Origin of the sequence: Paenibacillus cookii, from assembly GCF_018333375.1 — a bacterium.
In the GTDB taxonomy this organism is placed as follows: Bacteria; Bacillota; Bacilli; order Paenibacillales; family Paenibacillaceae; genus Paenibacillus_AQ; species Paenibacillus_AQ cookii.
Genome location: NZ_BORW01000020.1, coordinates 49,205 through 74,122, shown reverse-complemented (window position 1 = coordinate 74,122; position 24,918 = coordinate 49,205). Strand labels below are relative to the sequence as shown.

Here is a 24,918-nt window from a genome sequence, read left to right as displayed (position 1 = left end):
TCGCTTTGTCATTTCTACGGAAATATGTCCGGAAATACGGAAAGCTGTTTTGCGTGGCGGTGCTCTTTTTGACGCTGGAGGCGTTTTGCGATTTGCTGCAGCCGACCATCATGTCCAAGGTAATCGACGACGGCGTCGCGAAAGGAAGCATGGACAAGGTATTCGAGCTGGGCGGGCTGATGCTGCTCGTGACGGGCATCGGCGCGCTGTCGGCATCGATCCGCAACGTCATTTCCAGCCATGTGTCGCAGCGATTCGGGGCCGAGGTCAGGTCCGATTTGTTCCGCAAAATCCAGTCGCTTTCGTTCGAGCGGATGGACCGCTTCGACCGGGCCTCGCTGGTCACGCGCCTGACGAACGACGTAACGCAGGTGCAGAACTTCGTGAACGGACTGATGCGGTTTTTCGTCAAAGCGCCTTTGCTGGGGCTCGGCAGTTTGATCATGGCGGTCCGGCTGGACGTCCATTTATCCGTCGTGCTTGCGGTCGTCGTGCCCTTCGTGGCCGTGCTCATCGTGCTGAATATGAAGATCGGCTTCCCGTTTTTCATCCGCGTGCAGCGCGCGCTGGATCGGGTGAACGGCGTCATGAGGGAATATTTGTCCGGCGTGCGCGTCGTCAAGGCGTTCAACCGGTTCGATTACGAGGTGGAGAAGTTTCGTGCCGCCAACGACGAACTTACGGCCCGTTCGGTGACCTCGATGCGCGTCATGTCGGTATTCGGCCCGGGCATTTCGCTTGCGGTCAATTTCGGCATCATCGCGGTGTTATGGCTTGGGGGCCTGCGCGTTGACAACGGGCAAATGCAGGTCGGCAGCATCATCGCATTCATCAATTATATGACGCAAATATTGTTTTCATTGATGATGATTTCGAACGTATTCAACATGTTCGTTCGGGCGAAAGCATCGGCGGGCCGGATCGGCGAAGTGATGTCCGAGGACAGCGGGATGCCGGGCGAAGGAGCGGATGCCGCGCCTGCCTCCGGGGAGCGGGGACGGATCGATTTCGAGCAGGTCAGCTTCGCTTACGCCGGTTCGTCGGGCGATCCGGTCATCCGGAATTTTACGCTGACTTGTTTGCCGGGGCAAACCGTAGGGATCATCGGGTCGACGGGGGCGGGCAAAACGTCGCTGGTTCACCTCATCCCGAGATTCTACGACGCGACGTCCGGCACGGTGAAAGTGAACGGCGTGGACGTTCGGGAAATGGACCCGGCCAAGCTTAGGGAAACGATCGCCATCGTCCCGCAAAAAATCATGCTGTTTACGGGAACGGTCGAGGACAATCTGCGCTGGGGGAAAGAGGATGCGACGGCCGAGGAGCTGGAGCAGGCGGCCCGGACGGCGGAGGCGCACGACTTTATCATGGCCTCCCCGGAAGGATACCGAAGCCGGATCGGCCAGGGCGGCGTCAATTTCTCCGGGGGGCAGAAGCAGCGGCTCTCCATCGCGCGGGCGCTTGTCCGAAAACCGGAGATTTTGATTTTGGACGACTGCACCAGCGCGGTGGACGTTGCGACCGAAGGACGGATCAAGCAGGCATTGCGAACGTATGCGAAGGGGTTAACCTGCATTTTGATCGCGCAGCGGATTACGTCGGTGATGGACGCCGACCGGATCGTCGTCATGGACCGCGGGGAAATCGCGGGCAGCGGGACGCATGAGGAACTGATGCAGACTTGCCGCGTATACCAGGAGATTTACAAGTCCCAACTGGGAAAGGAGATGCAGCCGAATGCCGCACAATGATGCCGCACGCGACCAGCAGCAGGCTCCTCCCGTGCCCCAAGGGGCCGGCGCTCCCGGGGGGAGACCGGGTCCCATGCGGGGAATGATGGGCGGGGGGCCCGGCGGAAAGCCGAAAAACTTCGCGGGAACGCTTAAGCGTTTGTGGGGGTATATCGGCCGGGAGCGCGGCCTGTTGTCGCTCATTATGCTGTTTATCGTCATCGGCGCGGGTGTGACGCTGGTCGGCCCGTATTTGATCGGCCGCTCGATCGACGCGATGTCGCTTGATATCGGCGGCGTCGATTTTCATCTGCTCCGCATCCTGATCGCCGTCCTGGCCGCCGCGTACGTAACCGATGCCGTGCTGAGCTTTCTGCAGGGCTGGCTGATGGCCGGCATATCGCAGCGGATCGTCGCCTCCTTGCGCCGGGCGCTGTTCGGGAAGCTGCAGAAGCTGCCGGTATCGTATTTCGACGCCCGCTCGCACGGCGAAGTGATGAGCCGCCTGACGAACGATATCGACAATGTCAGCTCGACCATTTCCCAATCGACTGTTCAGCTGATGTCGGGCATCATCACCATCATCGGGTCGCTTGCGATGATGATCGTCTTGAGCCCGATCCTGACGCTCGCGAGCCTCATTACCGTGCCTATCCTGTTCTGGCTGACGCGGACCGTCACCCGGAAAACGAAGGTGCTGTTCAAAGAGCAGCAGGTGCAGCTGGGCAGGCTGAACGGACATATCGAAGAAAGCATTTCGGGGATGGAAGTGGTCAAGGCTTTCAACCATGAACACAAAGCGATCGAGGAATTCGAGGGCGTGAACCGGAAGCTGTTCGAGGTGGGCTTAAAGGCGCAGATCCGTTCCGGTTTCATGATGCCGATGATGAACGTGATCAACAATATCGGCTTTGCCGCCGTGGCGCTCGTCGGCGGGGTTCTGGCCGTCAAAAGCCTGATCACCGTCGGCGTCATCGCGAGCTTCATCAGCTATTCGCGGCAGTTCGTCCGGCCGCTGAACGAGCTCGCCAACATTTACAACCTGCTTCAATCGGGGATCGCGGGCGCGGAGCGCGTCTTCGAAGTGCTGGATGAACGCGAAGAGCCGCTTGATGCCGAACATGCCAAAGCGCTGGAACGGATTCAGGGCGAGGTCGTCTTCGATCAGGTAAGCTTCGGGTACAGGCCGGACGTTCCGATCCTGAAAAATATCAGCTTTACCGCGAAGCCCGGCAGCAGCACGGCTCTTGTCGGGCCGACGGGAGCGGGCAAAACGACGATCGTGAACCTGCTGACGCGGTTTTACGACGTGACCGGCGGTTCGATCCGCATCGACGGGACGGACATTCGGGATTATACGCGGGACAGCCTCCGGCGCAGCTTCGGATTCGTGCTGCAGGATACGTATTTGTTTTCGGGGACGATCAAGGAAAACATCAAATACGGCAAGCCGGAAGCGACGGACGAGGAGGTCCGGGAGGCCGCGGCCATGGCCAATGCCGACGTGTTTATCCGGCGGCTGCCGGACGGATACGATACCGTGCTGTCCGAGAACGGCGGCAACCTGAGCCAAGGCCAGCGCCAGCTGCTGGCGATCGCCCGCGTGCTGCTTGCGAGGCCGTCCATTCTCATCCTCGACGAGGCGACCAGCAGCATCGATACCCGGACGGAGCTGCATATCCAGGATGCGCTTCTCCAGATGATGCAGGGCCGGACGACTTTCATTATCGCGCACCGGCTGAACACGATCCGCGATGCCGATACGATCATGGTCATCGACCATGGCGAGATCATCGAGCAGGGCAGCCATGACGAGCTGATGCGGCGGCAGGGCTTTTACGCCCGCATGTTCGAAAGCCAGTTCAAAAACCTCGAAAGCGCGGCGGATGCCGCCGAAACGGCCCAGGATTAACGAAAAAGGCAAGGCGCCTGAAATTACAGGCGCCCTTTTGCCGTGCTTCTTTTTTTCTTGAACCAGAACAACGCGGCCACGACAACGGCCAAAATGACCATGGACAGCGCAAAATAACGGGTGGCGACGTGGAGGAGCTCCTCGATGTTCGGGCCGAAGATTTTGCCGATCATGACGTAAACCAGGACCCATACCAATCCGCCGATGTAGTTCAGAATGAAAAAGGTGCGCGGGCGGATTTTGAGCACTCCGGAGACGTACCCCGTAAAATGGCGGAGCCCTGGCACGAAATAACTGATCAGGATCAGCTTGTTGCCGTATTTTCCGAACCATTCCTTGACCTTGGCCAGGCGCGCCTGATTGAGAAACACATATTTGCCGTACTGTTCGAGGAAGGGCGTCCCCAGCCTGTAGCCGACAAAAAAGGTGACGGTCGTGCCGATGATCGCGCCCACGTAGGAATAAAAAATGATGAAGGGGATATGGAAATCCCCGAAAGAGGACATGTGGCCCGATATGGCCATCGCCAATTCGCCCGGAAAAGGGAGCGCCAGCGACTCCGAAAATAATCCGAGGAATAGCACCAGGTAACCGTATTGTTCAAACAGTTGATTCATCCACTCCATCGTTTCAGTCTCCTTTTATCTCTAATCGCCGGAAATGTCCGGATATTTTATTTAAAAAGCAATACAAAATCCGCATGTTCAGGAATGAGTTTCCCTCTATTGTCCATTCTATAAGAAACGGAAGAGCGTTCGGAACTGACCGCGGTCCAGTCTAAGCCCTAGACTTTGGTCTGGCCGCGCCCGCGCGTACCTGTTATTGATTTAGACGACTTAGCCCCGCCGTTCCCTGCAAGTTCTCAGGAAATGGTTCGGTACAAGGAATGGCTAGGGACGGGAAAACGCCCGAAGCATGCGCCGGCGGGAGAGCATGAAAAAAGCACCCGCCTCCGCAAAATGGAAGGTCAGGTGCTTATTTGCGTCTTACTTATTCGTGCTGTGCTGTTTGTTCTGCAGCTGGGCCTGGGGCTGGCCTGCGGCGCGCTGCTTGTTTTTGCGCTGGTTTTCCTGTTGCTCGTGGACCTTGTTTACGAAATCGCGCGTGCTGTCCGTCATGTTGCCTTCACGCTCCCTTCTGTTTCGGAAATGGGGTTCCCTGTTACGATTTCCGAAGAGGGCGAATGGAATTCATGGGATGCGAGGCATGCCTCCACGAAAGCAAGCACTTCTTCCCGGATCGGGGCGAGGCCCTGCTTCGAAGAGGCGGGGTCCCGGCGCAGTTTCCAGAACTTCTCCATCAGCTTCCGGTCGCCGCCGAAGGTCAGCTCGGACAGCCGTTCGATTTCGCCGGCAATCGCCTTTCCCTCGCCGGATTTCGGTCCGCGGCCTTCTCGCAAACACTGCTCGATTCGGGCGATTACACGCACCCAGCCGCGCGTCATTTCATCGCTGCCCTCGAGGCGGGGCAGTTTCGCCTTCAATACTTGCAATTCCTCTTCTTCAAAATAAGCTTCCCAGCTTACGGTGCGGTCTTTTGCTCCTTTCACCAGCGGCAGCAGCGTCTCCCACCGGATCATGCCCTCCGCTTCGAGAAGATTCAGCAAAGCGTTCGTATTGTCCAAGCTTTCTTGCAGATTCTCCAGTTGTGTTTTCAAATGCTTCCGGTGGGCCTCCAAAATCTGCCCGATGGACAGCTCGTCAAGCAGATGCCGGATTTCTTCGAGCGGAAGCGACAAGGACTTCAGCAGCGATATTTTTTCGAGGCGCAATAAATCCTCTTCGGTATAAAGCCGTCTGCCGCCCGCTTCCTTGATCCCGGGGGTGACCAGCCCGATCTGGTCGTAATAGCGGATGGTGCGGATGGATACCCCAAGTTTCGCGGCTGCTTGCCCCGTCGTCCAGGTATGGCCCATGTCGATCAGACCCCGCTTTCTTTAAGGTTGAAATTTGTGCTTGCAGGTGACGTTGCGTCACCTTGTAGACTACATGATAACCGAAGGAAAATATAGGGGGAATCGCAAATGAAAACAACCAACCAACAAGCTTGGCCCAAAGATCCCTGGTCGGTCAAAGAGCTGGCCGCCATCGTATTTTTGGCTTTTGTGCTGGTGCCATGGCTGGTCGAGGTCAAATTATACGCATTTCTTGAAAAGTGGTTTGACAACACGTTGTATGCGGGCACGCTGATGGGGTTCGTCCTGAGCGTCGTGTACATGGCGAGCCTTTATCTTATTGCGCTCTACCCGCATCAAGCCGGATGGTCCGAGGTGGGTCTCCGTTCTTTTCCGCGCAAATATTGGAGCGCCATTGTGCTGTGGTCGGCTGCGGTTCTTGCGCTTGGTGCGGTTATGCTGCTGGTGATGACGCTGCTTGGAGGCGGCTACGAAAACAGCAAAACCGATAGTTTGCAAAGCCATGCGAACGTTCTAGGCATCCTGATCGCCATTACGGTCGGAGGCGTCATTTCGCCCATCTATGAGGAAATTCTGTATCGCGGTTTTCTGTACCGCTGGTTTCGGACGCGTTTCGGGGCGGGGTGGGCGCTCTTCATCAGCTCTTCACTGTTTACGATCGCCCACATCCCGACGTATAACACGCTGCCCCTCAATTTCGCCAGCGGGCTGATTTTTGCCTGGACCTATGAAAAAACGCGCTCCGTCGTCCCCGGCATGATCGTTCACGGGCTGACCAACACGGTCGCGGTGCTGCTGACGGTGTTTGCATAAATTGTATACAGTTTTGTGTATAAATCCACAAATCGGGCAGGCTGTAATCCTTGCGGTTACGGTCTTTTCCCGTTCCGTAATTTTGCATTGCTCCTAAAATTCCTTGATTTGATCACGATTTAACGATTGACAAAACCGGTTCAGCTGGTAGAATGATAACAGAATCCATCTAATTGAGAATGAATATCATTCTTATTATATGTAATATGATGACATATAGTCTGGATAGAAAGAGTCTGGTTCCTTATGAAAATTTGGTACTTGTGGGCAGCATTCATCGTTTTATCCATCATCTCCCTGTTCGTGGGAGTCAAAGACATCGCGCCGTGGGATTTGTTCCATCTGACTCCGGAGCAGCAGCAGGTACTGTGGATCAGCCGTCTGCCAAGGCTCGTCAGCATTATCATCGCCGGCACCAGCATGAGCATCATCGGCCTGATCATGCAGCAGCTGACGCGCAACAAATTCGTTTCGCCGACGACGGCGGGAACGATGGATTCCGCAAGGTTCGGCATATTGGTCGCGATGATGCTGTTTTCGAACGCGAGCACGCTGGAGAAAATTTTGGTCGCGTTTGTGTTTGCGCTGCTGGGTACGTTCATTTTTATGCGCATTCTGGACCGGGTGAAGTTCAAGGATGCGATTTTCATTCCGTTGGTGGGACTGATGTTCGGCAATATCGTCAGTTCGATCACGACCTTTTTCGCTTATAAAAACGACCTGATCCAGAATATGTCCGCCTGGCTGCAGGGCGATTTCTCGACGGTGCTGAAAGGGCGCTACGAAATGCTGTACGTCAGCATCCCGCTCCTCATCATCGCGTACCTGTTCGCGAACCGCTTCACCATCGCGGGCATGGGCGAGGAATTCGCGGTCAACCTGGGCCTCAACTACAAGGCCGTCGTCAACATCGGGCTGGTGCTGGTCGCGGCGGTGTCGTCGGTCGTCATTTTGACGGTCGGCACGATTCCGTTCCTTGGCCTGGTCGTCCCGAACATCGTGACGATGTACCAGGGCGACCATTTGAAAAAAAACCTGACGCATACCGCCCTGCTCGGAGCCGTGTTCGTCCTGTTCTGCGACATCCTGGGCCGGATCATCATTTATCCGTATGAGATCTCCATCGGCCTGACGGTCGGCGTTTTGGGCAGCGCGATCTTTATTTTCCTACTCCTGAGAAGAAAGGCATATGCGTCATGAAAAAAAAGCTGATATTTCTGGCAGTCATCGCACTTGCCCTCATCGCCGTGTTCATGCTGATCCAGGCCGGGGGCCACTGGGACTACATCCTTCCGCGCAGGGGCAAAAAGGTGCTGGCCATGATCATTACCGGCGGGGCGATCGCTTTTTCGACCGTCGTGTTCCAGACCATTACGAACAACCGCATCCTGACGCCGAGCATCATGGGACTGGATTCGCTGTATATGCTGTTCCAAACGTTTATGGTGTACATATTCGGTTCGGCAGGGCTTACGGCGATGGGCAAAAACGTGAACTTCATCATTTCGGTCGCACTGATGGGACTTTTTTCGATGGTCTTTTACAAGCTGCTGTTTAAGCGGGAGGGGCAAAACATCTACTTCCTGCTGCTGCTCGGGCTGATTTTCGGGACGTTGTTCCAGAGCTTGTCGACCTTCATGGAGGTATTGATCGACCCGAACGAATTCCAGATCGTCCAGGACAAAATGTTCGCGAGCTTCAACAACATCAACACCGAGCTGCTGATTCTGTCGATCGTGCTGATGGCGGGTACCGCGATTTATTTTGCGCGTTATACCAAGTATCTGGATGTCATTGCCCTGGGAAAAGACCAGGCCGTGAACCTGGGCGTCGATTACGACCGGGTGGTCAAACGAATGCTCGTGGTCGTGGCGATCCTGATTTCGATTTCGACCGCGCTCGTCGGACCGATTACGTTCCTCGGCCTGCTCGTCGCCAACGTCGGCTACCAGTTCATGAAAACCTACAAACACCATTTTCTCATTCTTGGCTCCATGCTGCTCAGCATCATCGCCCTGGTGGGCGGACAGCTGCTGGTCGAACGGGTATTTACGTTCTCTACGACGCTGAGCGTCATCATCAATCTGGCCGGAGGGATCTACTTCCTCTACCTGCTGCTAAAGGAGAGTAAATCGTCGTGATCGAGGTCAAAAACGTAACCAAACGATACAACAACAAAACGGTCCTGGACGATGTGTCCGTCACCATCCGCAAAGGGAAAATCACTTCCTTCATCGGCGCGAACGGTGCGGGCAAAAGCACGCTTCTGTCCTTGATCAGCCGCCTGAACAAAAAAGACGAAGGCGACATCCTGATCGAAGGCGATCCGATCGACAAGTGCAAAAGCGGGGATCTCGCGAAAAAAATATCGATCCTCAAGCAGTCCAACCATATCAATGTGCGGCTTACGATCCGCGAGCTGGTGAGCTTCGGGCGCTTCCCCTATTCGCAGGGCAAGCTGAAGCCGGAGGATTGGGAATACGTCGACGAGGCGATCCGCTACATGGAGCTGGAGGACTTGCAGCACCAATACCTGGATCAGCTGAGCGGCGGCCAGCAGCAGCGGGCGTTTATCGCCATGGTCATCGCGCAAAACACGGAATACGTGCTCCTCGACGAGCCGCTGAACAACCTGGACATGAAGCACTCGGTACAAATCATGAAGGTGCTGCGGCGGATGGTCGACGAGCTCGGCAAAACCGTCATTATCGTCATTCACGACATCAACTTCGCTTCGGTGTATTCCGACGATATCGTCGCCCTCAAAAACGGGCGGGTCGTCAAGGAAGGACCGGCGGCGGAAATCATCGATTCGTCCGTGCTGAAGCAGGTGTACGGCATGGATATCCAGATCGAAACGATCAACGACCACCGGATTTGCGTTTATTTTGCGTAAGACCTGTGGTTCCCGACGTTGGTAATGAGATCGATGCTCGCCAAATTTGCCAGGGCCCGGCAGGACGGCTGAGCGTCGCATCATTTTATAAATTTATTTCAATTAAGGTGCAGTGTAGCGGAGGGGACGGAATCGATCTGAAGACAACAGCGATCGGAAGAACGATCCGTCAACGTAGCGGCTACAATGCAATTTACACTAATATATATAAATGAGGTGACCCCCTTGAAAACAAGAAACATGTTCATGCTGATCCTATCCGCAATGCTGGTGTTCGTGCTGGCGGCTTGCGGCAACAATAACAAGACGGCGGAAACGCCGGTAACGGAAACTTCGGCCAATGCGGCCGGCGGCTCCTCCGATGCCTCCGCTTCGGAAGAATTGACGATCAAACATAAGCTCGGCGAAGCGAAAGTGAAGAAAAACCCGCAGAAGGTCGTCGTATTCGACTTCGGCATCCTGGATACGCTCGACAAGCTGGGCGTGAAGGTAACCGGCGTGCCGCAGGCCAACATTCCTCCGTACCTGTCCAAATACGAAGATAAAGATGCTTATCAAAACGTCGGCAGCCTGAAAGAACCCGATTTCGAAAAAATCAACGCGCTGGATCCGGACCTGATCATCATTTCCGGCAGACAATCCGAAGCGTACGAAGAACTGAACAAAATCGCTCCGACCGTATACCTTGGGCTGGACACGACGCGTTACATGGATTCGTTCAAGGAAAACATGACCACCGTCGGTCAAATCTTCGGCAAGGAAGACGAAATCAAAACCGAACTCGAAGCCATCGATAAATCGATCGCCGAAGTGCATGACAAAGCTGCGGCTTCCGGCAAAAAAGCGCTGATCGTCCTTTCCAACGAAGGCAAACTGAGCGCGTACGGCCCGAAATCCCGTTTCGGCCTGATCCATGACGTTCTCGGATTTGCCGCGGCGGACGACAAAATCGAAGTTTCGACGCACGGCCAAAGCGTTACGAGCGAATACGTCGCCGAGAAAAATCCGGACTATCTGTTCGTCGTGGACCGCGACGCCGCGGTAGCCACCGATAAAGACGGAGAAAAAGCGAGGCAAACCGTAGAAAACGATCTAGTGAAAAACACGAATGCATACAAAGAAGGACATATCGTCTATCTTGACCCGAACTACTGGTACCTCTCCGGCGGCGGCCTGCTGTCCGTGCAGGAAATGGTGAAGGAAGTCGGCGACAGCATCAAATAACGGTGCGCAAAGCACGCATGTTATGGCCGAAAAGGCCGCCCCAATTTCCCTTAGGGAATTGCGGGCGGCTTTTTTTGGCATATCAGGATGTTGAACTGCAGAGACGCTGCCTCCTCCTGATCCTGCAAGCATCATTATCTATAAAGGCGGCCTTTCTTCTTAGAGAACGCGTCGATAGACGTTTTTCTTACTGCCGTCGTTAAACGATATCTTGTCTGTCAAATCCTGTATATGATTTAATGGGGTTACTGATAAATACAGGCAACGAGGAGAGGAGAGCGGCATGGCTTATCTGGACTTTCACCCCAACGATTATTCCGTCACTTACAAGTCGGATACCATTGTGCTGCTGGCCAAGGAATACGCGCTGCTTCAGTTTCTGTACCGCCACGCCGGCCGGCCCTTCACGCGGGAGCAGCTGCTCGATCAGGTGTGGGGAGAGGAATATCCCGGCGAACGCACCGTGGACGACCATATATATCGCCTCCGGAAGAAGCTAACGCGGTGGAGCGGGCAGATCCGGCTGGTTACCGTACGGGGACTCGGTTACAGCCTGATCGTGCAGGAAACCCCGGCGATTGCCGTTCCATCGCGGTCGGATGGCGGTCTGCAGCAGCAGATCGCGCAGCTGCTTGAAACGTATCAAAAGCTGGGACAAAGCCAATCGATGCTGGCTCTGGCCAACCAGCAGGAGCTGCTTGGCGTAAACATTGATGCGTTTTATTTGATTTTTCTCCGTTTTGTGCAGGCGGACTTGGACTGGTTTCTGCACAGCCCCGACGCGGAGGATCGGGATAAACTGTATTGGCTGCTGGTTTCCTATTACGCTTTTTACAGAGAGCCGCAGAAATGCCTGGACTACTTCGAGCGGGCCATCAAAGCCGGAATTTTGCCGTTTCATATGCACCGGGAGCTGGAGATGCTGAACATCATCGGACTTTATACCGACAACGGACACCTTGAAGAAGACCTGCGCAAGATCGAAGCGGCTTACCGTGTGATTGACGGACTTACCGGTGAGCTTGACGGTTTTAAGGTGCATGTGGCCACGTCGGAACTGTACGTTCATCTGAAAGCGCGGCATATTTCGGAGGCGGAGCGCTGCTCGGAGCGGATCGAGGGCATGCTGGCCGAAACCCCTTATTTAAGGGAGATTTGCAGCTATCAAGGGTTAAAGGGAAGGCTGCTGCTGCTTCAAGGCCGCCGGACGGAGGCGCTTTCCGCTTTTGAGCATGGCCTCGAAGCCGGGGAAGCCGCGCATAATGTGCCTGTTCTCGTAAGTTCCGTATTGGGCACGCTCGACTTTCTTCAAACGGTGCATCACGATCCTCCTCTCCAGCGGCAGTTTCAGGCGCGTTATGATGAATTCGACCGAAGGTACGGGTTTTTGCCGCATAAACAGCCGCTTGAACGGATGATCGAGCGGATTCTTGATTCCGTCTGATAATCTTCTGATATTCCTCCATTAAAGTAAGCGTATTCTGATTGGTGGAGGAATTCTGATGTCAACCGTATCAACTGCGTCCGGCAACCGCCCGGCATCGGTTTGGGCCAACCGGACGTATTCGAAAATGTTTGCGGCCTACGCCATGGCGTCTTTCGGCGAATGGTTCGACGCCTTTGCGATTGAAATCCTGGTCGCTTACCGCTGGCATGCCGATCCGTTTATGATTGCCCTCATTCCCGTCATGATGGCTCTTCCGGGCATCCTGCTCGGTTCGTTTGCCGGCGTCATCGCCGATCGGTGGAAGAAGGTCAATTTAATGCTGATCGCCGATGCGGCCGAGACGGTCCTTACCGTGCTGCTGCTTTTTGTCCCGGGCATGTACTGGCTGCTGCCGCTTCTTGCGCTCCGCGCCGCCATGGGCGTATTCCGCGTCCCGGCGCATCAGGCGTTGACCCGCCAAGTGGTCCATGAAAACCAGCTGCTGAAGGCGACATCTTACAACGGACTCGTCAACCAGTTTTCCAAAATCGCGGGTCCCCTGCTCGGAGCCGTGGCTTTGACGGTTTTTTCCCCGCAGCTCTGCATTCTGGTCAATGCGGTCACGCGGCTGCTTTCCTGCGTACTCCTGTTTACGCTGCGGCATATCGATCAAAACGAGGCCGTAGAGCGGAAGTCGTACGGCGGCCATTCGGACGATGAGGGGGAGAAACAAGGCTTTGTCAGATCGTGGAAGCAGGGATGGGGCACGCTGCTGCAGCGCCGGATTTTGCTCAGCAGCTTTCTCGTCAACATGTCCGTGATGCTGGTCATCCTGATGATCGATTTTCAGTTTCCGACGTTATACCGGGAAATCGCACCCCATAATGAATCGCTGCTCGGTTGGGTGCTGTCGGCGACCGGGGTAGGCGCGGTGATCACCATCTTGCTGCTGAACCGTCTCGGCAGAGTAAGATACGGCCTCGGCATCGGGGGAGGCGTAGCGCTGGTTGGAGCCGCCTTCGGCTTCATGGGGCTGCTGGTTCCGGGCTCGCCGGACATATGGAGCATCGCTTTGGGCTTCGTCATCGGCATTGGCAACGGGCTGTTTATCGTAACGTATAACTATGTTCTGCAGAAAGAAACGCCGGAGGGCATGACCGGACGCATTTTCGGCATCCAAAACATGTCCGCCAGCACCCTGATGGTCGCCGCCCCGTTAATTGGCGGGGTACTTATTCATGGATGGGGCGTAAGCATGGCGTTTCTCCTCTTAGGAGCTGTGGTTTTGGCGATCGGGATCGCTTGCCTCGTTTTTCAGGCAGCGTTATGGCCGTCCAAGCAGGCAGCAACGCTGTCGCAGGAAATGCGGGAGGTTTCCGGGTAAATTCTTTATGCATTCCTTGGGGAATTTAGTTGAAATTTCTAGTGAAAGAGGGTCGGCAATGATACGTTATCCCATTTTAAAAGAAGGTGCCGTCATCGGCACGACAGCGCCGTCATCCGGCGTCCCGGAAAGCTTGCATGGTTTGATTCGGGAAGCGACCCGGCGTTTGGAGAAGGACGGCTTTCGGGTGGTTGTCGGAGAAAGCGTATGGACTCAAAACAAAGCCAAGTCCGCTCCCGCCAAGGTCCGCGCCGCCGAGCTGAACCGGATGGTCCGGGACGAGGGGTTGACCTGATCGTGCCGCCTTGGGGCGGAGAGCTGCTGGTTGAGATTCTGGAACATCTCGATTTGGAGATGCTGCCGGAAAAATGGATGCTCGGCTATTCGGACATCAGCGTGCTGCTGCTTGCCGTGACGCTCACAACAGGCTTGGCTACCGCCCATGGCACGAATCTGGTGGACTTAAGGAGTGAATATTCCGACGAGACGACGGCCATGTGGCGAACCGTGCTGTCGACGAAAACAGGGAAATCCGTCGTGCAGCATTCGTCGCCAAAGTTTCAGAAGGAGTGGGACCATGCCAATCCGTCGCCATGCATCTTTCATTTGACGGAACCGACCGATTGGAAAACGGTAACCGGCGGCAAGGTTCATGTTCAGGGCCGCCTGCTCGGCGGCTGCGTCGACGTGATCCGGCATTTGATCGGCACGCCGTTTGGCGATGTCCGCACCTTTCAGCAGGAGCGGATCGGCGGGGAACCGATCCTGTGGTATCTTGAAAACTGCGAGCTGAATACGGCTGATTTGCGCCGGTCGCTCGTGCAGATGAGGCTGGCGGGTTGGTTTGACCATTGCTCCGGCCTCATGTTCGGCCGAAGCCCGGCCAACCATCCGGTCGAAAATTACACCGTCGAGGACTTGTATCAGGAGCTTGCGGAAGAGCTGCAGATGCCCGTCATTTACGACATCGACTGCGGCCATGTGCCTCCGCAGATTACCTTCATCAACGGCGCATACGCCGAGGTTGAAGTGGAAGACGGCCGCGGGAAGGTCGTGCAGCATTTTAGGCCGTAAAGATTTCCCCCAACAAAGCCACTTGGATTCCAAGTGGCTTTGTTTTTTTATCCAACATGTAACTTTTTACCTTTTTGGCTGTTTTTATGAATATGTCGCAAATAGGATTAGCTGCCGACTTCTTATTCTCCTTTTCAAAATTAACTTTGCTAAACTAACAAAAAAACTACTGGGGGGGTTCATGTGCGAAAAACAAAACGTTTTCTTATGGCAGTTGCTGCTTTGGCATTGTTTTTAGGTTTCCCGAAGGGCAGCTATGCATCTGCTTCCATGATCGAAAAGAAGGTTCCGGTGCTGCTGCAGATTAATGAATATGATGTATTATACACCTACCCGAAGCAGCCATACCTCGATAAAAACAATAGATTAATGGTACCTTTACGCGCTGTAAGCGAATTAATCGGTGGTAAAGTGAGTTATAATCCAACCCACAAGACAGCATTAATTCAAATGAATAATAAAGATCTCCAGATTACAGCCGGCTCTAAGAGTATCCAAGTGAATAATGTCCCCCGAATGATGGATACGGTCCCGGTTCTGTATCAACAATCTTTTTTTATCCCGGTTCGTGCCTTGATAGATAACTTGAATCTTCCGGTAATTATAGACCCAAATACAGGGCTCGTTCATATAAGCAGCGAATCCACGGACAAAAATCAAATGATTGAATTCATGAAAGAGTCAGATCTTTCCCCTGCCGATATTGCGGATCATAACGCAATTCTTCCACTCTCCTACGACTTGACATTGAATAATAACGGCAGCGGTGAATTGCAAAATGGTAGGCTCCATATCCAATCGAAAAATATAAGCGGAAAAGTCATAGCCGAAGGAAAAGAGGATCTTCATGTAATATTCCTGTTTGATAAAGCATTTCAAATGGAAGCAGACTCGAATACGACGGATCAGAACAATGAACGGCCACGCCCAAAACTCGGGTTGAACGAAATCTTTAATAGAACTGTGGGTTTTACGGCGAGTAATGATGATGAGAAATTGAGGTATATCCTAGCCGTTGGAAGGGTCTTTAAATGATCTGACTTTTTTAACCAGCATATTAAGCAGCTGTATGCTATTATTTGGAAGAGAAACGGCAATCGGAAGGGCGATCTATAACCGAAGCGTTCACTTGCATGTATGAAGATTTCAAAAATACATAAAGCAACACTCAAGGGAGTGATACGGATGATCGAAACGGCAGGAGGCCGGCAGGAGCCGGTCATATCCATCCGCAATTTGGAAATGAGCTACGGAAGCAAGCCGATTTTGCAAGGAATCGATTTGGACGTCTACCAAGGGCAAATCATCGGGTATATCGGTCCGAACGGCGCAGGCAAAAGCACGACGGTCAAAATCATGCTGGGCCTTGTCGAAGGCCACCAGGGCGAGGTGAAGATTTTCGGCAGGGACATCTCGGACGGGGATATCGAATACAAGCGGCGCATCGGCTATGTGCCGGAGGTAGCAGAGCTGTACGACAGCCTGACAGCGCAGGAATATCTGGTTTTCATTGGGGAGCTTTACGGGCTCCCGCAGCGGAAGGCGGATCACAAAGCACGGCGTCTTATGGCCAAATTCGGGCTCGAAGAGGTTTATTTCGACCGGATTTCCTCGTACAGCAAAGGGATGCGGCAGAAAGTGCTTCTCATCTCAAGCCTGCTGCATAACCCGGACATCTTGTTCCTCGACGAGCCGCTGAGCGGGCTGGACGCCAACAGCGTCATGATCGTAAAAGAGATTTTGGCCGCGCTGGCGGCGGAAGGCAAAACGATTTTTTATTCCTCGCATATTATGGACGTCGTCGAAAAGATCAGCAGCCGCATTTTGCTGCTGAACGGGGGGCGGATCGTCGCCGACGGCAGCTTCGAGGAGCTGCGGGAACAGTCGCATGAACGGTCGCTGGAGCAAATTTTCAACGATCTGACCGGATTTCACGAATACAAGGATGTGGCGTCTTCGTTCGTGTCTATCGTCCGGGAGGTGTAGCGGATGGGTAGCGTGAAATGGCTGCAAATTCTGGATCCGCTGCGGGGGCTGTTCGAAAGATCGGGAGTCGACTACCCGATGATGCGCCGCATTTTGGAGATGAAGCTGCTGATGGACGGCCGCAGGGTGCCGACGCTCATCCAGAAATCCTCCAAAACGGCCGACCCTGACAATCAGTCCAACCAATTTATCAAGTCGCTGTGGATTTACGTCGTCATCAGCGTCGTGCTGGTACCGTTTGTCGTCATGAAGACGAACTACATGTTTCAGATGAGCCTGGTGTTCGGCATCCTCATGTTTATGATTACGACCTCCATGATCTCCGACTTTTCCTCGGTGATGCTCGATGTGCGCGACAGGAACATTTTGTTTTCCAAACCGGTGCAGCGCCGAACGATCAGTATGGCCAAGCTGCTGCATGTGTTGATTTACCTGCTGCTGCTGACCGGATCGCTGACCGTGGTGCCGCTTGTGGTCGGTTTGTTCCGGCATGGCGTCCTGTTTTTCCTGCTCTTTCTCGTAGAAGTCATCCTGATGGATTTCTTTATCGTGGTCCTGACGGCCGTGCTCTATTGGCTTGTGCTGCGGTTTTTCGACGGGGAGAAGCTGAAAGACATCATCAATTACGTCCAGATCGGACTGACCATCGTGATGACGGTAGGTTATCAGTTTATTTCCAGATTATTCAACTTCGTGGATTTAAAGGTCGCATTCAGGCCGCAATGGTGGGAAATTTTCATTTTTCCCGCTTGGTTCGCTTCTCCGTTCGAATGGCTGCTTGGCGAAGGGAAATCGCCGCTGATCGTCATCTTTTCGGTGCTGTCCGTTGTCGGGCCGCTGGTAGCATGGTGGGTGTATTCCTTGCTGATGCCTTCCTTTGAACGCAATTTGCAAAAGCTCGCCAGCCATCACGGGCGGGGCAAGTCGGGAGGTTTCCGCCTGCAGGAAGGGCTGGGCAAGCTCTTTTGCCGGGGGAAGCTCGAAAGGCTCTTTTTCCGTTTTTCCTGGGACATGATGGGCCGGGAGAGGGACTTCAAGCTCAAGGTGTATCCGCAGCTTGGCTTTTCGATCATCTTTCCGTTCATTTTCATGTTCAACACGCTGCGTTCGGAAGGCGGTTTTGCCGCCATGAGGACGGGCAAAGGGTTCCTGTTCCTGTACTTCTGCGCGCTGATGATCCCGAGCATCATCATGATGCTCAAATATTCGGGCAACTATAAAGGGGCCTGGATCTACCAAACCGCGCCGCTGACGGATACCGCGCCCGTCTACAAAGGCGCGCTGAAAGCCATGGTCGTCCGGCTGTTTGCTCCGGTGTTTCTTTTGCAGGCCGTCATCTTTCTGATCATTTTCGGAGCAAGGATCGTGCCGGATCTGGTCGTCATTTTACTCGGGGTGCTATTGTACGTGGTCGTCAGCTTTATGGCGCTGGAGAAGGGACTGCCGTTTTCGCAGCCGTTTCAAGGCTCGCAATCCGGCAGCGGGTTCGTCATTTTTGGGCTTTTAGTGCTGCTCGGCGTCTTCGCGGGTGCGCATTTTGGCTTTACATTTTTACCTTACGGCGAGTATTTATATATGCTGCTTCTGCTCGTTCTGAATCTCCTGGCTTGGAAGCTGGCTTTCCGCGAGCTGCCTGCGTCTTAAGTACCTGAATAGGTAAAATTACCCGTTCTTGCACCGGCGAAAAAAATTTGCACTTTCCTGCCTATATTTCACACTTTGATTATGGTACAAAGAAGTAGTACATTAATAGATGAAATCATAAGGAGGTTTCTGAATTAATGTTCTATGAAGACAATGAGAACCTGACCATCATGACCTACACCTTGAATAGTGGCATTAAAGGAACTGTACCTTTATCGAATAAGCAAATTCAGGAATGGATCGAGTGCTATCGCACCGATGCGAAATTCATTACAGCTATTGGCAAGGAGTTTTTCGGCCTTAATCCAGAGCTGGTCGCGGATTTCAAAGTGCACAACCGTTTCTCCAACTACGCCGAAGTCATCAAGCCCGTAGGCAACCGCCCAACGGAATCGGATAATACCGATCAGCTGTCCAAAGCGTATGAAGAGAACCGCGTGTACTTCAAAGTCGACTGCAAATGCGGCACGACTTACACGACCTATTCCCAGTACTACACGACCAAATGGTATTGTTCCAAATGCAACGAGATCGTGTTTTTGGACAAGAAGAAGGGCAAAGTGGCTACGGACAAAGGCGATGCCTGGTACATGACGAACAAGTATTACGTAGCAAGAGACTAGCAGGAATTTGCGCGAAACGCCCCCGTCCGGGCGAGAAGATATAGAGGAAATCCGAACCATTAAGGGACTGCTTTCGGGCCGCGTGCGGCTTGGATCGGTCCCTTTTGTTTGGGGCGATGCCTAAAATTTTTAATATTTTGTGACATAATTCACATAAGTGGGCTTTTGGACCTAAGATTGTGACATTTATCACATTTAGAATCCCGATGCTCTGCCAGAATACAGGAAGAAGGGGATTTTGCAGCCCGGGAGCGCGAAAGCCGGGTTTTGCAAAATGCCGAGAAAAACAAAAGGATGGGGTATTCAAATCCATCGCCCAAGGGTTCTAACTTGAAAACTATGAGAAAGAGGGAAGAACAATGGACGTAATTATGCTGTCGCGGATTCAGTTTGCGGCGACGACGATTTTTCACTTTTTCTTCGTGCCCGTGTCCATCGGCCTGGCGTTTACGATCGCCATCATGGAGACGATGTACGTCGTCAAAGGCAAAGAAGAGTACAAACGGATGGCGAAGTTCTGGGGCAAGCTGTTCCTGATCAACTTCGCGATCGGCGTCGTGACGGGCATTCTGCAGGAATTCCAGTTCGGCATGAACTGGTCGGCGTATTCCCGGTTCGTCGGCGACGTATTTGGCGCTCCACTGGCGGTAGAGGCGCTGCTTGCCTTTTTTATGGAATCGACGTTTATCGGACTTTGGATTTTCGGCTGGGAACGGCTTTCGAAAAAAGTGCATGCGCTGTGCATCTGGCTGGTTGCCATCGGGACGATCCTGTCCGCGTTTTGGATTTTGGCGGCAAACTCTTTCATGCAGCGTCCCGTCGGTTTTACGATCAACAACGGCCGGGCCGAAATGAACGACTTTTTGGCGCTGATCACGAACGGCCAGCTGCTGCTGGAGTTCCCGCATACGATATTGGCCGCGTTCATGACGGGCGCATTCCTCATTGCCGGGGTCAGCGCGTATAAGCTGCTCAAGAAACAAGACGTGCCGTTCTTCAAAAAATCGTTTGTGATCGCCACCGTCATCGGGCTTGTTTCCTCGATCGGCGTGGCGCTTGTCGGTCACCAGCAGGCCCAATATCTGGTCAAAACCCAACCGATGAAAATGGCAGCAACCGAAGCGCTTTGGGAAAACAGCGGCGACCCGGCGTCTTGGACGGTAACGGCGTTCATCGATACGGAAAATCAGAGAAACACCGGGGAGTTTCAAATCCCTTATCTGCTCAGCTTCTTGTCGTACAGCAAATTTTCCGGCGAAGTGCAGGGCATGAAGGAACTGCAGGCTCAATATGAGCAGCAGTACGGCCCGGGCGATTACATTCCTCCGGTGCGCACGACCTTCTGGAGCTTCCGGATCATGGTGGCGAGCGGCACGCTGCTCATTCTGCTCAGCATGTACGGGGTATACTTGGCGGCCCGCAAAAAGCTGGAAAACGGCAACAAGTGGTTTATGCGCCTGATGGTTTTTGCGATTTCGCTGCCGATCATCGCCAATACGTCGGGCTGGATCATGACGGAAATCGGGCGCCAGCCATGGACGGTGTTCGGACTGATGACGACCGCCGACGGCGTGTCCCCGAGCGTTACCGCGGGCCAAGTGCTGTTTTCGTTGATCGCCTTCGTAGCCATTTATGCCATACTGGCCGTCGTGATGGCCTACCTGTTTATCCGCGTCATCCAAAAAGGACCGTATGCCGCCGAAACGCAGGCGGAAACGTCCAGCGATCCATTCGATAAGGAGGAATACCGCCATGCTATCTCTTAATGAGCTGTGGTTCGTGCTCGTCGCGGTGCTGTTTACGGGGTTCTTTTTCCTCGAAGGTTTTGATTTCGGCATCGGGATGTCGACGGGCATTTTGGCGAAAACCGATACCGAACGCCGGGTGCTGATCAACTCCATCGGCCCGTTCTGGGATGCCAACGAGGTATGGCTGCTGACGGCCGGAGGCGCGATGTTCGCGGCATTTCCGAACTGGTACGCCACGTTGTTCAGCGGGTTCTACACGCCGCTGGTACTGCTGTTGCTGGCGCTCATCGGGCGGGGGGTGGCCTTTGAATACCGGGGCAAGGTGGAAAAGGCGTCCTGGAAAAAAACATGGGATATCGTCATCCTGCTCGGCAGCTTGCTGCCGCCGCTTCTGCTGGGCGTCGTGTTCGCCGATTTGATTCAAGGCCTGCCGATCGACCGGGCGATGGAAATGAAAGCTTCGTTTTTCGGCGATATCGTCAACTTCTATTCCGTGGTCGGCGGATTGACGATGGTGGTGCTTTGCCTTGTGCACGGCCTGCTGTTCGCAACGCTGCGGGTGACGGGCGACCTTCAGGCCCGCGCGCGCCGCATGGCCCGCAGCCTGATGGTTCCGCTTGCGGTACTCGTTGTCGCGTTCTTTACGCTGACCTATTTCAACACCGGCATTTTTGAAGCCCATGGCGGTATCTTGGTGGGCGTGCTTGCGGCTTTGGCTATCGCGTTCGTGCTCGCGGTCGTGTTTTCCGGCAAGCAAAAAGACGGCTGGGCGTTTGGCATGACCGGCGCGGTGATCGCCATGACGATCGCGACGTTTTTCATCGGATTGTTCCCGAACGTCATGATCAGTTCGATCGACGCCGCCTTCAACCTGACGGTGGACAACGCGGCTTCCGGACATTATTCGCTGAAAGTGATGACGATCGTGGCTTTATCCCTGCTGCCGTTCGTGCTTGGTTACCAGATCTGGAGTTATTTTGTCTTCCATAAGCGGGTTCACGAGAAAGGGCATCTGGAATATTAATGGATCGGAATTTGCTCGGCTATAAAGGGATAAAGCCAATTCTTGCCGCCTCACTCGCATTAACGCTTGCGCAAAGCCTGTCGATCATCCTGCTGGCAAGATGGCTGGCGGAGGCGCTCTCCGCCCTTTTTGCCGGCGAACCGCTTCACAGCCAGTACCTGAAGTTGTCGATGTTTTTCGGAGCGTTTCTGGTCCGGCATCTCATAGGCTTCGTTCAGCAAAAAGTGAGCCATGCCTTCGCCGAACGGACCGGAGCCGGCCTGCGGCGGCAAGTGATGGAGAAGCTGTTTCAGCTCGGGCCAAGATTCGCGAAGCAGGAGGGCACGGGCAACCTGGTCACGCTCATACTGGAAGGAACGGCGAAATTCCGGAACTACCTGGAGCTGATCGTGCCGCGGATGGCCGGAATGGCGCTCATTCCATGGGTCGTCCTCGCGTATATTTTCATACGGGACATCACGTCGGGGATTATTCTGATCCTGTCGATGCCGATCTTGATCGCGTTTTTGATCCTGGTCGGGCTGGCTGCGCGCAAAACGACGGAAAAGCAGCTGGATACGTACCGCACGCTCTCCAACCACTTCGTCGATTCGCTCCGCGGACTGGAGACGCTGAAGCTGCTTGGGCAGAGCCGGGAGCATATCGGCAGCGTCGCCAGGGTCAGCGATCGATACCGGTCGGCGACGATGCGCACGCTGCGGGTGGCGTTTTTGTCTTCCTTTGCGCTTGACTTTTTTACGATGCTGTCGGTCGCCGTCGTTGCCGTCGGACTGGGCTTGCGGCTGATCAGCGGCGATCTGGCGCTGGTGACCGGATTGACGGTGCTCATTCTGGCGCCGGAGTATTTTTTGCCCGTGCGGATGGTGGGCGCCGATTTCCATGCCACGCTGGACGGCAAGGAAGCCGGGGCCGCCATGCGGAGCATCATCGAGGAGCCGCTTCCCGGGACCGCGGATGAGCCGAAGGACGGTCAGGAAAAAAGAGAACTGAACTGGACGGCCCAAAGCCGCCTGTCCTTGTCGGAAGTGGCCGTACGGCATGAGCAGGAAGGGCCTTATTCGCTGAGGGACCTTTCGCTGGAACTGCGGGGGACGGGCAAAATCGGTATCATCGGCGCCAGCGGCGCGGGCAAATCCACGTTCATCGACGTGCTTGGCGGATTTTTGCAGCCGTCCGAAGGGTTCATGGCAGTGGATGGACGGCGTTTGGATGCCCCGGCGCTGGGGGAATGGAGAAAGCTGATGGCGTATATTCCGCAGCATCCGTTTATTTTCAGCAGCACGCTTGCGGATAACATTCGTTTTTATGCGCCTGAAGCATCCAGCTCAGACGTGGAGCGCGCCGTCGCTGCGGCCGGGCTCACGGAACTCGTTCGGGGCCTGCCGCACGGCGTGGAGGAGCCGATCGGCGGTGGCGGCCGCCAGCTGAGCGGAGGCCAGGCGCAGCGCGTGGCGCTGGCCCGGGCTTTTCTCAGCGATCGGCCCGTTATTCTTTTGGATGAACCGACGGCGCATCTGGATATCGAGACGGAATATGAACTGAAGCAGACGATGCTGCCGCTGTTCGAAGGGAAGCTGGTATTGCTCGCGACGCACCGGCTGCACTGGATGCCGGACATGGACCTGATTGTCGTGCTGGAACACGGACGTGTCGCCGAAGTCGGCACGCACGAGGAGCTGATCTCCCGCAAGGGAGCTTATTATGACCTGATCCGGTCGCAAAGGGAGGGAATCGCATGAGGGAAGAAAGCTGGTTTCGGCCTTATGTACGGGCGTATCTCGGCCGTTTTCTCGTCATTATTGCCCTTGGCTGCCTGACGCTCCTGACCGCGGCGATGCTGATGTTTACCTCGGGTTTCCTTATTTCCAAGGCGGCGATGCGGCCGGAAAATATTTTGATGGTGTACGTGCCGATCGTGCTTGTGCGCACGTTCGGGATCGGGCGCGCGGTCGTCCATTACGTGGAGCGCCTGGTCAGCCATGACGCCGTGCTGCGGATCGTCTCCCGGATGCGGACCCGATTGTATCGCGTCCTGGAACCGCAAGCGTTGTTCATTTCATCCCGGTTCCGAACCGGAGACGTGCTGGGTGTGCTCGCGGACGATATCGAATATTTGCAGGACGTATACTTGCGGACGGTATTCCCGAGCGTAGCGGCGTTGGTGCTTTATATAGGATCGATCGCGGCATTGGGGCGGTTCGATCTTCGTTTTGCTTTGGTGATGGCGCTGTACATTTTGGTGCTGATCGTCGTCCTGCCGTGGGCATCGCTGCTCGTCACCAAGGCGAAAAGCCGTTTGGCGAAAAAACAGCGCAGCGGGTTGTACGCCATGCTGACCGACGCCGTGCTCGGCATGAGCGATTGGGTGATCAGCGGCAGGGAGGGGCAGTTTTTGGCAGTATACGATGCGGCGGCGAAAGAGGCTGCGCGGGTGGACGGCCAGCTCAAAAGCTGGGCGCGTTGGCGGCAGCTCGCCGGCCAAATCGTGGTGGGCTTTTGCGTGCTTTCGATGGCGGTATGGGCGGCCGGAGAATACGCCGCCGGGCACATCCCGGCCGTGCTGATCGCGGCTTTTACGCTCGTCGTCTTCCCGATGATGGATGCGTTTCTGCCGGTATCGGAGGCGATCGAAAAAATCCCGGGGTATCAAAGCTCTTTGCAGCGTTTAAACGAAATAAGCACGCATGCGGAGACGGCAGACAGCGAAGGCATGGCCGGGGCAACGGCGAAGGCCGGACCGCTTGGCGGGGAAAACCCGCGAGATGTCCATTTACAGGTGCAGAACCTGTGTTATCGTTATGACGACCGCTCCCCGTGGGCGCTGCAGGATATCTCCCTGGATCTGCCGCAGGGCAAACGGATCGCAATCATCGGGCGCAGCGGCGCAGGCAAATCGACCCTGCTGAAGCTGATCGAAGGAGCTTTGGCGCCGACGTCGGGCAGCGTCCGATTGAACGGAATCGAGGCTTATGCCATCGGCGACCGGATGCCGCAGGTCATTTCCGTGCTGAATCAAAACCCGCATCTGTTCGATACGACGGTGGCAAACAACATCCGCCTCGGCGATAGGGACGCAACCGATGGGGAAATCCGCGGCGCGGCTGCGCAGGTGAAGCTGGATCGGCTGATTGAATCGCTGCCGCTTGACTATCGGACGCCGATGCATGAAACCGGGCAGCGTTTCTCCGGCGGGGAGCGCCAGCGGATCGCGCTGGCCAGGGTGCTGCTGCAGAACAACCCGGTGGTCATTATGGATGAGCCGACGGTCGGGCTCGATCCGCGCACGGAACATGATCTCATGGCCACGATCCTGGAGACGATGAAGGGCAAATCGCTCATCTGGGTGACGCATCATTTGGCAGGCGCGGAGCAGATGGACGAAATCATTTTCATGGAGAACGGGCGCATCGAGATGAGGGGTTCCCATGCGGAGCTGATGGCGGCGTCGGAGCGGTATCGCCGGTTGTACCGGCTGGATCGGCCGGAGTTTGGATGGTAAAGGAAATGAATAAGATCGCC

Annotated in this window: 20 protein-coding genes and 1 pseudogene; 18 read left to right on the top strand and 3 right to left on the bottom strand. The window is 54.8% G+C overall.

What is annotated here, in order from left to right; translation table 11 throughout:
* The first annotated feature begins 5 nt into the window (after positions 1–5).
* On the top strand, positions 6–1,751 hold the full coding sequence (locus KI367_RS17325; protein WP_036706206.1) for an ABC transporter ATP-binding protein: 1,746 nt from the start codon (positions 6–8) through the stop codon (positions 1,749–1,751).
* Complete coding sequence (locus KI367_RS17320; RefSeq protein WP_373316241.1) at positions 1,738–3,642, top strand: ABC transporter ATP-binding protein; 1,905 nt, start codon at positions 1,738–1,740, stop codon at positions 3,640–3,642. The genes KI367_RS17325 and KI367_RS17320 overlap by 14 nt, the downstream gene beginning before the upstream one ends.
* Before the next feature lie 23 nt (positions 3,643–3,665).
* On the opposite strand, the gene KI367_RS17315 is transcribed toward KI367_RS17320, so the two are convergent.
* The 3 genes from KI367_RS17315 to KI367_RS17305 form a co-directional block, all read right to left on the bottom strand.
* Positions 3,666–4,268 carry a DedA family protein gene (locus tag KI367_RS17315; RefSeq protein ID WP_212951159.1) on the bottom strand — a complete coding sequence of 201 codons (603 nt, stop codon included), beginning with the start codon at positions 4,266–4,268 and terminating at the stop codon, positions 3,666–3,668.
* 360 nt (positions 4,269–4,628) lie between these two features.
* Positions 4,629–4,760, bottom strand: coding sequence for a DUF4023 family protein (locus KI367_RS17310; RefSeq protein WP_081991960.1), 132 nt, complete (start codon positions 4,758–4,760; stop codon positions 4,629–4,631).
* Positions 4,757–5,557 (bottom strand): MerR family transcriptional regulator, encoded by an 801-nt coding sequence (locus tag KI367_RS17305; protein WP_052146724.1) that lies wholly within the window; start codon positions 5,555–5,557, stop codon positions 4,757–4,759. The genes KI367_RS17310 and KI367_RS17305 overlap by 4 nt, the downstream gene beginning before the upstream one ends.
* A gap of 108 nt (positions 5,558–5,665) precedes the next feature.
* Here KI367_RS17305 and KI367_RS17300 point away from each other — a divergent pair, with 108 nt between their 5' ends.
* The 16 genes and pseudogenes from KI367_RS17300 to cydC all read left to right on the top strand — a co-directional run bounded on the left by KI367_RS17300 (position 5,666) and on the right by cydC (position 24,898).
* The gene (locus KI367_RS17300; protein WP_212951157.1) at positions 5,666–6,370 is read left to right on the top strand and encodes a CPBP family intramembrane glutamic endopeptidase; all 705 of its coding nucleotides are present in this window, start codon (positions 5,666–5,668) and stop codon (positions 6,368–6,370) included.
* A gap of 246 nt (positions 6,371–6,616) precedes the next feature.
* The gene (locus tag KI367_RS17295; RefSeq protein ID WP_212951155.1) at positions 6,617–7,570 is read left to right on the top strand and encodes an ABC transporter permease; all 954 of its coding nucleotides are present in this window, start codon (positions 6,617–6,619) and stop codon (positions 7,568–7,570) included.
* Positions 7,567–8,511 (top strand): iron chelate uptake ABC transporter family permease subunit, encoded by a 945-nt coding sequence (locus tag KI367_RS17290; RefSeq protein WP_212951153.1) that lies wholly within the window; start codon positions 7,567–7,569, stop codon positions 8,509–8,511. Before KI367_RS17295 ends, KI367_RS17290 begins: the two co-directional genes overlap by 4 nt.
* The gene (locus KI367_RS17285; protein ID WP_036706213.1) at positions 8,508–9,266 is read left to right on the top strand and encodes an iron ABC transporter ATP-binding protein; all 759 of its coding nucleotides are present in this window, start codon (positions 8,508–8,510) and stop codon (positions 9,264–9,266) included. The genes KI367_RS17290 and KI367_RS17285 overlap by 4 nt, the downstream gene beginning before the upstream one ends.
* A 240-nt stretch (positions 9,267–9,506) precedes the next feature.
* Entirely contained in the window at positions 9,507–10,490 is a 984-nt protein-coding gene (locus KI367_RS17280; protein ID WP_373316243.1) for a siderophore ABC transporter substrate-binding protein, read from the top strand.
* 283 nt (positions 10,491–10,773) lie between these two features.
* Positions 10,774–11,934 carry a winged helix-turn-helix domain-containing protein gene (locus KI367_RS27470; RefSeq protein WP_212951151.1) on the top strand — a complete coding sequence of 387 codons (1,161 nt, stop codon included), beginning with the start codon at positions 10,774–10,776 and terminating at the stop codon, positions 11,932–11,934.
* 58 nt (positions 11,935–11,992) lie between these two features.
* A complete protein-coding gene (locus tag KI367_RS17270; RefSeq protein ID WP_212951149.1) occupies positions 11,993–13,300 on the top strand; it encodes an MFS transporter in 1,308 nt (435 codons plus the stop codon).
* Positions 13,301–13,358: 58 nt separating this feature from the next.
* A pseudogene (locus tag KI367_RS17265) lies at positions 13,359–14,374 on the top strand (S66 family peptidase).
* 183 nt (positions 14,375–14,557) lie between these two features.
* Entirely contained in the window at positions 14,558–15,409 is an 852-nt protein-coding gene (locus KI367_RS17260) for a copper amine oxidase N-terminal domain-containing protein (RefSeq protein WP_212951147.1), read from the top strand.
* A gap of 150 nt (positions 15,410–15,559) precedes the next feature.
* Positions 15,560–16,360 (top strand): ABC transporter ATP-binding protein, encoded by an 801-nt coding sequence (locus tag KI367_RS17255; protein ID WP_212951145.1) that lies wholly within the window; start codon positions 15,560–15,562, stop codon positions 16,358–16,360.
* A gap of 3 nt (positions 16,361–16,363) precedes the next feature.
* Positions 16,364–18,004 carry a hypothetical protein gene (locus KI367_RS17250; protein ID WP_212951143.1) on the top strand — a complete coding sequence of 547 codons (1,641 nt, stop codon included), beginning with the start codon at positions 16,364–16,366 and terminating at the stop codon, positions 18,002–18,004.
* Positions 18,005–18,141: 137 nt separating this feature from the next.
* Positions 18,142–18,627, top strand: coding sequence for a hypothetical protein (locus tag KI367_RS17245; RefSeq protein ID WP_036706234.1), 486 nt, complete (start codon positions 18,142–18,144; stop codon positions 18,625–18,627).
* A 359-nt stretch (positions 18,628–18,986) separates the two neighbouring features.
* A complete protein-coding gene (locus KI367_RS17240; RefSeq protein ID WP_212951141.1) occupies positions 18,987–20,393 on the top strand; it encodes a cytochrome ubiquinol oxidase subunit I in 1,407 nt (468 codons plus the stop codon).
* A complete protein-coding gene (gene cydB, locus KI367_RS17235) occupies positions 20,380–21,399 on the top strand; it encodes a cytochrome d ubiquinol oxidase subunit II (protein ID WP_212951140.1) in 1,020 nt (339 codons plus the stop codon). The genes KI367_RS17240 and cydB overlap by 14 nt, the downstream gene beginning before the upstream one ends.
* Positions 21,399–23,138 (top strand): thiol reductant ABC exporter subunit CydD, encoded by a 1,740-nt coding sequence (gene cydD / locus KI367_RS17230; RefSeq protein ID WP_212951138.1) that lies wholly within the window; start codon positions 21,399–21,401, stop codon positions 23,136–23,138. Before cydB ends, cydD begins: the two co-directional genes overlap by 1 nt.
* A complete protein-coding gene (gene cydC / locus KI367_RS17225; RefSeq protein ID WP_212951136.1) occupies positions 23,135–24,898 on the top strand; it encodes a thiol reductant ABC exporter subunit CydC in 1,764 nt (587 codons plus the stop codon). The genes cydD and cydC overlap by 4 nt, the downstream gene beginning before the upstream one ends.
* The last annotated feature ends 20 nt before the right edge of the window (positions 24,899–24,918 follow it).

Excerpts from the sequence above, each read along its gene's own strand:
- KI367_RS17320 (WP_373316241.1), top strand. The coding sequence starts at position 1,738 with ATGCCGCACAATGATGCCGCACGCGACCAGCAGCAGGCTCCTCCCGTG.
- KI367_RS17315 (WP_212951159.1), bottom strand. The coding sequence starts at position 4,268 with ATGGAGTGGATGAATCAACTGTTTGAACAATACGGTTACCTGGTGCTA.
- KI367_RS17310 (WP_081991960.1), bottom strand. The coding sequence starts at position 4,760 with ATGACGGACAGCACGCGCGATTTCGTAAACAAGGTCCACGAGCAACAG.
- KI367_RS17305 (WP_052146724.1), bottom strand. The coding sequence starts at position 5,557 with ATGGGCCATACCTGGACGACGGGGCAAGCAGCCGCGAAACTTGGGGTA.
- KI367_RS17300 (WP_212951157.1), top strand. The coding sequence starts at position 5,666 with ATGAAAACAACCAACCAACAAGCTTGGCCCAAAGATCCCTGGTCGGTC.
- KI367_RS17295 (WP_212951155.1), top strand. The coding sequence starts at position 6,617 with ATGAAAATTTGGTACTTGTGGGCAGCATTCATCGTTTTATCCATCATC.
- KI367_RS17290 (WP_212951153.1), top strand. The coding sequence starts at position 7,567 with ATGAAAAAAAAGCTGATATTTCTGGCAGTCATCGCACTTGCCCTCATC.
- KI367_RS17280 (WP_373316243.1), top strand. The coding sequence starts at position 9,507 with ATGTTCATGCTGATCCTATCCGCAATGCTGGTGTTCGTGCTGGCGGCT.
- KI367_RS27470 (WP_212951151.1), top strand. The coding sequence starts at position 10,774 with ATGGCTTATCTGGACTTTCACCCCAACGATTATTCCGTCACTTACAAG.
- KI367_RS17270 (WP_212951149.1), top strand. The coding sequence starts at position 11,993 with ATGTCAACCGTATCAACTGCGTCCGGCAACCGCCCGGCATCGGTTTGG.
- KI367_RS17255 (WP_212951145.1), top strand. The coding sequence starts at position 15,560 with ATGATCGAAACGGCAGGAGGCCGGCAGGAGCCGGTCATATCCATCCGC.
- KI367_RS17250 (WP_212951143.1), top strand. The coding sequence starts at position 16,364 with ATGGGTAGCGTGAAATGGCTGCAAATTCTGGATCCGCTGCGGGGGCTG.
- KI367_RS17245 (WP_036706234.1), top strand. The coding sequence starts at position 18,142 with ATGTTCTATGAAGACAATGAGAACCTGACCATCATGACCTACACCTTG.
- KI367_RS17240 (WP_212951141.1), top strand. The coding sequence starts at position 18,987 with ATGGACGTAATTATGCTGTCGCGGATTCAGTTTGCGGCGACGACGATT.
- cydB (WP_212951140.1), top strand. The coding sequence starts at position 20,380 with ATGCTATCTCTTAATGAGCTGTGGTTCGTGCTCGTCGCGGTGCTGTTT.
- cydD (WP_212951138.1), top strand. The coding sequence starts at position 21,399 with ATGGATCGGAATTTGCTCGGCTATAAAGGGATAAAGCCAATTCTTGCC.
- cydC (WP_212951136.1), top strand. The coding sequence starts at position 23,135 with ATGAGGGAAGAAAGCTGGTTTCGGCCTTATGTACGGGCGTATCTCGGC.